This is a genomic window from Streptomyces nanhaiensis, from assembly GCF_046614825.1.
In the GTDB taxonomy this organism is placed as follows: Bacteria; Actinomycetota; Actinomycetes; order Streptomycetales; family Streptomycetaceae; genus Streptomyces; species Streptomyces radiopugnans.
The window spans coordinates 1-4607 of sequence record NZ_JBKJFM010000255.1; the positions used below are offsets into that span (position 1 = coordinate 1).

At 76.4% G+C, this 4607-nt stretch carries 4 protein-coding genes; all 4 read right to left on the bottom strand.

The features are described from left to right. Nucleotides 1-159: 159 nt before the first annotated feature. Nucleotides 160-2283, bottom strand: a complete 2124-nt coding sequence (locus ACLIYP_RS29265) for a copper resistance protein CopC (RefSeq protein ID WP_412716102.1) — start codon at nt 2281-2283, stop codon at nt 160-162. A gap of 19 nt (nt 2284-2302) precedes the next feature. Continuing rightward, the gene (locus ACLIYP_RS29270; RefSeq protein ID WP_412716103.1) at nt 2303-2803 is read right to left on the bottom strand and encodes a copper chaperone PCu(A)C; all 501 of its coding nucleotides are present in this window, start codon (nt 2801-2803) and stop codon (nt 2303-2305) included. Next, the gene (locus ACLIYP_RS29275) at nt 2800-3495 is read right to left on the bottom strand and encodes an SCO family protein (RefSeq protein WP_412716104.1); all 696 of its coding nucleotides are present in this window, start codon (nt 3493-3495) and stop codon (nt 2800-2802) included. The genes ACLIYP_RS29270 and ACLIYP_RS29275 overlap by 4 nt, the downstream gene beginning before the upstream one ends. A gap of 92 nt (nt 3496-3587) precedes the next feature. Further along, the gene (locus tag ACLIYP_RS29280) at nt 3588-4376 is read right to left on the bottom strand and encodes a YcnI family copper-binding membrane protein (protein WP_412716105.1); all 789 of its coding nucleotides are present in this window, start codon (nt 4374-4376) and stop codon (nt 3588-3590) included. Nucleotides 4377-4607: the final 231 nt, after the last annotated feature.

Sequence of the window (4607 nt, forward strand, 5' to 3'; positions counted from 1 at the left end):
GCCGGGGGCGGCGTCGCTGTATCAGGCGGTGCCGTTCCGGCAGGACGCCTCGTATCTGGCGATCGGGGAGCGGACCAACGCCAACGGGTCGAAGAGGTTCCGCACCGCGATGCTGGACGGGCGGTGGTACGGGTGCGGGTGGCGGGTGGTCGGTGGCGGTCAGCCGAGCTCGAAGGTCTTCCGCTCGGTCACCTGGTCGATGTCGGAGGTCCGCACGGTCACGGCGGCCTCCCAGGCGCCGGGCAGGGGGAGTTGGAGCCCGGTGGCGGACCAGCGGCCCTCGCCGGTCCGCTTCAGGGGGACGGTCAGCGGGCCGAGGTCGCGGGCGGGGAGGGTGAAGGCGACCCGCACCTCGGGCGCGTCCAGCGGCTCGCCGCCGGGGGTGGTGGTGCGCACCAGCAGGGAGTTGGCGCCGCTCCCGCCCGGATCCAGCAGGAGCTGGGCCCGGCCCGTGCCGTCCGGGCCGCCGGTGTCGAAGGGGACGGTGAGGACCAGCGGCCCGCAGCGGTCGGAGCCGGACCCGCCCCGCTGCTCCTGCCGCTGCCCGGCGGCCGTGCCGGAGGCCGTACCGGAAGCCGCGGCGGTACGGGCGGGCTCGGCCGCGGTGAGCAGGGTCGTCACGGCGAGCACGGCCGCGGCGACGGCCGCCTCGGCGAGCACCGAGCGCCGCAGCCCGGCGCGTACCGGGTCGGCGTCGCGCTCCCGCCTGCGGCGCGCGGCCTCGACCGCGGCGCGCTGGCGGGCGAGCTGCGCGGCGCGCTCGGGGGTGACGTCCGGGCCAGGTTCGGGGACGGGCGCCGGTCCGTGGGCGGCAACCGGCTCGGGGGCGGCAACCGGCTCGGGGACGGCCTTCCCCTGCTCCCCGGCGGTGTCTGCGACCGTGTTCCCGGCCGTGTCCCCGGGCGCGTCCGCCAGCCGGGCGGTGTGGCGGCGGGAGAACCGGGCGGCCCCGAGCAGCAGCGCCACCAGCGCGATCTTGACCAGCAGCAGCCGTCCGTAGGAGGTGGAGGTCAGCGCCGCCCAGCCGCCGACCTGGCGCCAGGACTGGTAGAGGCCGGTGGCGGCGAGGGCGGCAACGCAGCCCAGCGCGATCCGGGAGAAGCGGCGTACCGCCTCCCCGCCCACCGCCGGCCCCCACCGCAGCGCGGTGAGCAGCGCCGCCAGACCGCCCAGCCAGACGGCGACGGCGAGCAGGTGGACGATGTCGGCCGGTACCGCCACGGCGGTCTGGACGCCGGTCGAGGCGTGCTCGGCCGCGGCCCAGGTCGCGGCGAGCCCCACGGCGACGACCGCGCCGCCCGCCGACAGGCCGAGGACCAGGTCCCGCCGGTCGCGCCCGGCCCGCTCCCCACCGCCGTCCCCGTGCCCGGAGCCGTCCCCGTGCCCGGAGCCGTCCCCGCCGCCGCCCCCGTCCCCGCTCGCGGACTCCCCGCCGCTGCGCCGGGCGTACGCCCCGAAGAGCAGCGAGACGAACAGCGCCGCCACCGCGAGCAGCAGCAGCCGGGACACCAGCGCCGTACCCGTCCGGCTCTCCAGCACCGTGCGGAGCGCGCCCGGGTCGAGCATGTCGCCCGCCCCGCCCGCTCCGGTGTACGGGACCCGCAGCAGCAGGACCGCGACGGTGGCGGCGGTCAGCGTGACCCAGCCGGCCACCACCAGGCGCTGCACCGCCCGCACCCGGGCTGCGGCGGGCAGGCAGCCGAGGACGAAGACCGCCCCGCCGACGAGCAGTACGAAGCCGGTGTAGGCGGCGTAGCGGGCGATGTCGTGGAGCACGCCGCCCGGGCCGCCGCCCGGCTCCTCCTCCGGCACGGCGGCGGAGGTCTGCGAGGGGGCGCCCACGGAGAAGGTGAAGGCGCCGGAGATGGGGTGGCTGTCGGCCGAGACCGCCCGCCAGACGACGGTGTAGGTGCCGTCGGGCAGACCGTCGCGCAGCCCGGTCCCGTGGCGGATCTCGCCGCCCGCGGAGAGGTCCCGCGGCTCTCCGGTGTCCACGCGCCCGCCGTCGGGTGCGAGGACGCGGATGGCGTCACCGCCCAGCGACACGCTCTCGGAGAAGGTGAGCGCCACCTGCCGGGGAGCCCGGTCCACCACCGCTCCCGGCGCCGGGTCGCTGCCGGTCAGCGTGGCGTGCGCGGCGGCCGGTGCGGCGCCGCCGAGCAGCAGCGCCGACAGCAGGCCGAGCACACCGAGCACGCCCAGCACGCCGAGCGGTCCGGACAGGCCGGACCGGGCTGTCCGGGCGGCCGGCCTCGGCAGGGCGCGGGGAGCGGTGGTGGTCATGGCGGCGGTACCTGCCTCACTACTCGGAGTGCCCGGAGTGACCGGAGTGCCCGGAGCCGTCGGGGACGTGGTTGGCCGCCTCGACCGGCACCTCGACGGTGATCGGGTCGGACTTCTCGAAGCGCAGCTCCACCGAGACCTTCTCGCCCTCGGCGGGCTTGCGCTCCAGATCCATGAACATCAGGTGGTTGCCGCCCCGGCTGAGCTCCAGCGTGCCGTTGGCGGGCACGGTCAGGGAGTCCACCCGCCGCATCCGCCCGTTGGAGGTCTCGTGTATCTGCACGTCGCCGGAGATGTCGCTGGCGGCCGAGACGAGCCGGTCGGCGGTGTCGCCGTCGTTGCGCACGACCAGGAAGCCGCCCGCCCGCTCGGCGGTGACCGGCTCGGGCACGTAGGCGCCCTCCACGGTCAGCTCCGGACCGGAGGAGGCGCCGCAGGCGGTGGCACCTCCGGTGATCAGTGCGGCGGCGAGGGCGAGCCCGAGGGCCCGGCGGACGGGACGGTCGCTCCGGCGGTTCACGGCAGCTTCCCTTCGGCGAGTGCGGGCAGGTCCTTCTCGTAGGTCTCGACGGGCACGTCCTCGGTGTAGAGGACGTGCGCCCTGTCGTCCTCGGGCAGGAAGGCCAGGACCTGGGTGCCGTGGGAGGAGACGACGTCGCCGTTCTCGTCCTCGACCGGCGGCTCCAGGGCGATGCCCAGGGAGCGGGCGCCGGCCTGGATCTTCTCGAAGTCGCCGGTGAGGCCGATGAAGTCGGGGTCCTGGGCGCGCAGCCACTCGCCGAGCGACTCGGGGGTGTCGCGCTCGGGGTCGGAGGTGACGAAGACGACCCGCAGCTTCTCCTGCTCGGCCTCGGGCAGCTTGGACTTGGCGACGGCGATGTTGCTCATCGTCAGGGGGCACACGTCGGGGCAGTGGGTGTAGCCGAAGTAGATCAGGGTGGGGCGGCCCCTGGTCTCCTCGACCAGGTCGTAGGTCTCGCCGTCGGTGTCGGTGAGGACCAGTTCCGGCTTCTCGAAGGGGTTGTCGAGGACGACGCCCCGCTTGGGGCCGCCGCCCGCGTCCGCGGAGGCCGCCGCGTCGCCGGAGGCGCCGGAGCCGCCGTCGCCGGAGGTGCCGCAGGCGGTGGCGCCTCCGGTGATCAGTACGGCGGCGAGGGCGAGCCCGAGGGCCCGGCGGGCGCGCCGGGAGTGGTGGCGCGGAGTGTGGTGCATGAGGGTTCTTTCTTCCTTGCGGTGGTGGGCTGCGGCCGCGGGCCCGGAGGGGTCCGCCGGGAGGGGCGGGCCCCTCCGGGGGCGGCCGGGTGTCAGGAGGTGCGGCGGCGTCCGGCCAGGACTCCGTAGGCGATGCCGCCGGCCCCGAGGACGATTCCGGTGGCGGCGAGGACGCGCGCGGTGGTGTCGGAGGTGTCCGCCGCGCCGCCGGCCTCGTCGCGGGCGGTGGTCCCGGCGCCGGCCTGGTCGGCATCCGCACCGGACTCGGCACCGGACTCGGCGTCGGCGTCGGTGCCGCCGTGGCCGTCCCCGCCCTCGGCGGGCGGGACGAGGTTCAGCACGGGCGCCGGGTGCTCCGGCTCCTCGCCCCCTTCGGCGGGCGGCTCCTCGATCCAGCGCACGACCTCGTCGTTGCTGTACGTCTGGACGGCCTTGAGGACGAGCCGGTCGGTGTCCTCGGGGAGCTTTCCGACGGAGACGGGGAACTGCTGGAAGGTGCCCGGCTCGATGCCGCCGCCGGTCTCCGTCCAGGTGATCCTGGAGGGCACCTCGGTGAGCTTCCGGCCGTGGGCCTCCACGGGCTCGGCCGGCTCGGTCCTCGTCACCTTCACTTTCCAGCCGGGCACCGGCTGGGGCATCACCGAGGCGAGCGGGTGGTCGGCGGGGAAGGTGAGCTCCACCTTGACCGTGGAGGCGTCGTCCCGCTCGTTGGGGACCTTGACGTCGATCGTCGTGTAGCCGCCCTGCTCGGCCTCGTCGGGGTTGACGGAGACGTGGGCGGCGGCGGGACCGGCGGCGGCGAGCGCGAGGGCGGCCGCGACGGCGCCGGCCGCGGCGAGGCGGCGGACGGACGGCACGGCGGACGGTGTCGTGGACTGCATGCTGAAGGACACTCCTCATGAGGCATGGGGGCGCTCTCCGGCCGCGACCGCGCTGGGTCGGGGAGGCGTCGGGCCTCCCGGCCGGACGAGCCAGGGCATGGCGCGCGGCGGTACGCGCACCCCACCCGTGACTCGGGAGAGCGGGGGAGCGTGCGCTTCAGGCCGCGAGGACGAGGTCCCCGGCGGCCGGCGGCCCGCGCCTGACCACCGAGTGCGCCGGCAGCAGGGAGG

Excerpts from the sequence above, each read along its gene's own strand:
- ACLIYP_RS29275 (WP_412716104.1), bottom strand. The coding sequence starts at position 3,495 with ATGCACCACACTCCGCGCCACCACTCCCGGCGCGCCCGCCGGGCCCTC.
- ACLIYP_RS29265 (WP_412716102.1), bottom strand. The coding sequence starts at position 2,283 with ATGACCACCACCGCTCCCCGCGCCCTGCCGAGGCCGGCCGCCCGGACA.
- ACLIYP_RS29280 (WP_412716105.1), bottom strand. The coding sequence starts at position 4,376 with ATGCAGTCCACGACACCGTCCGCCGTGCCGTCCGTCCGCCGCCTCGCC.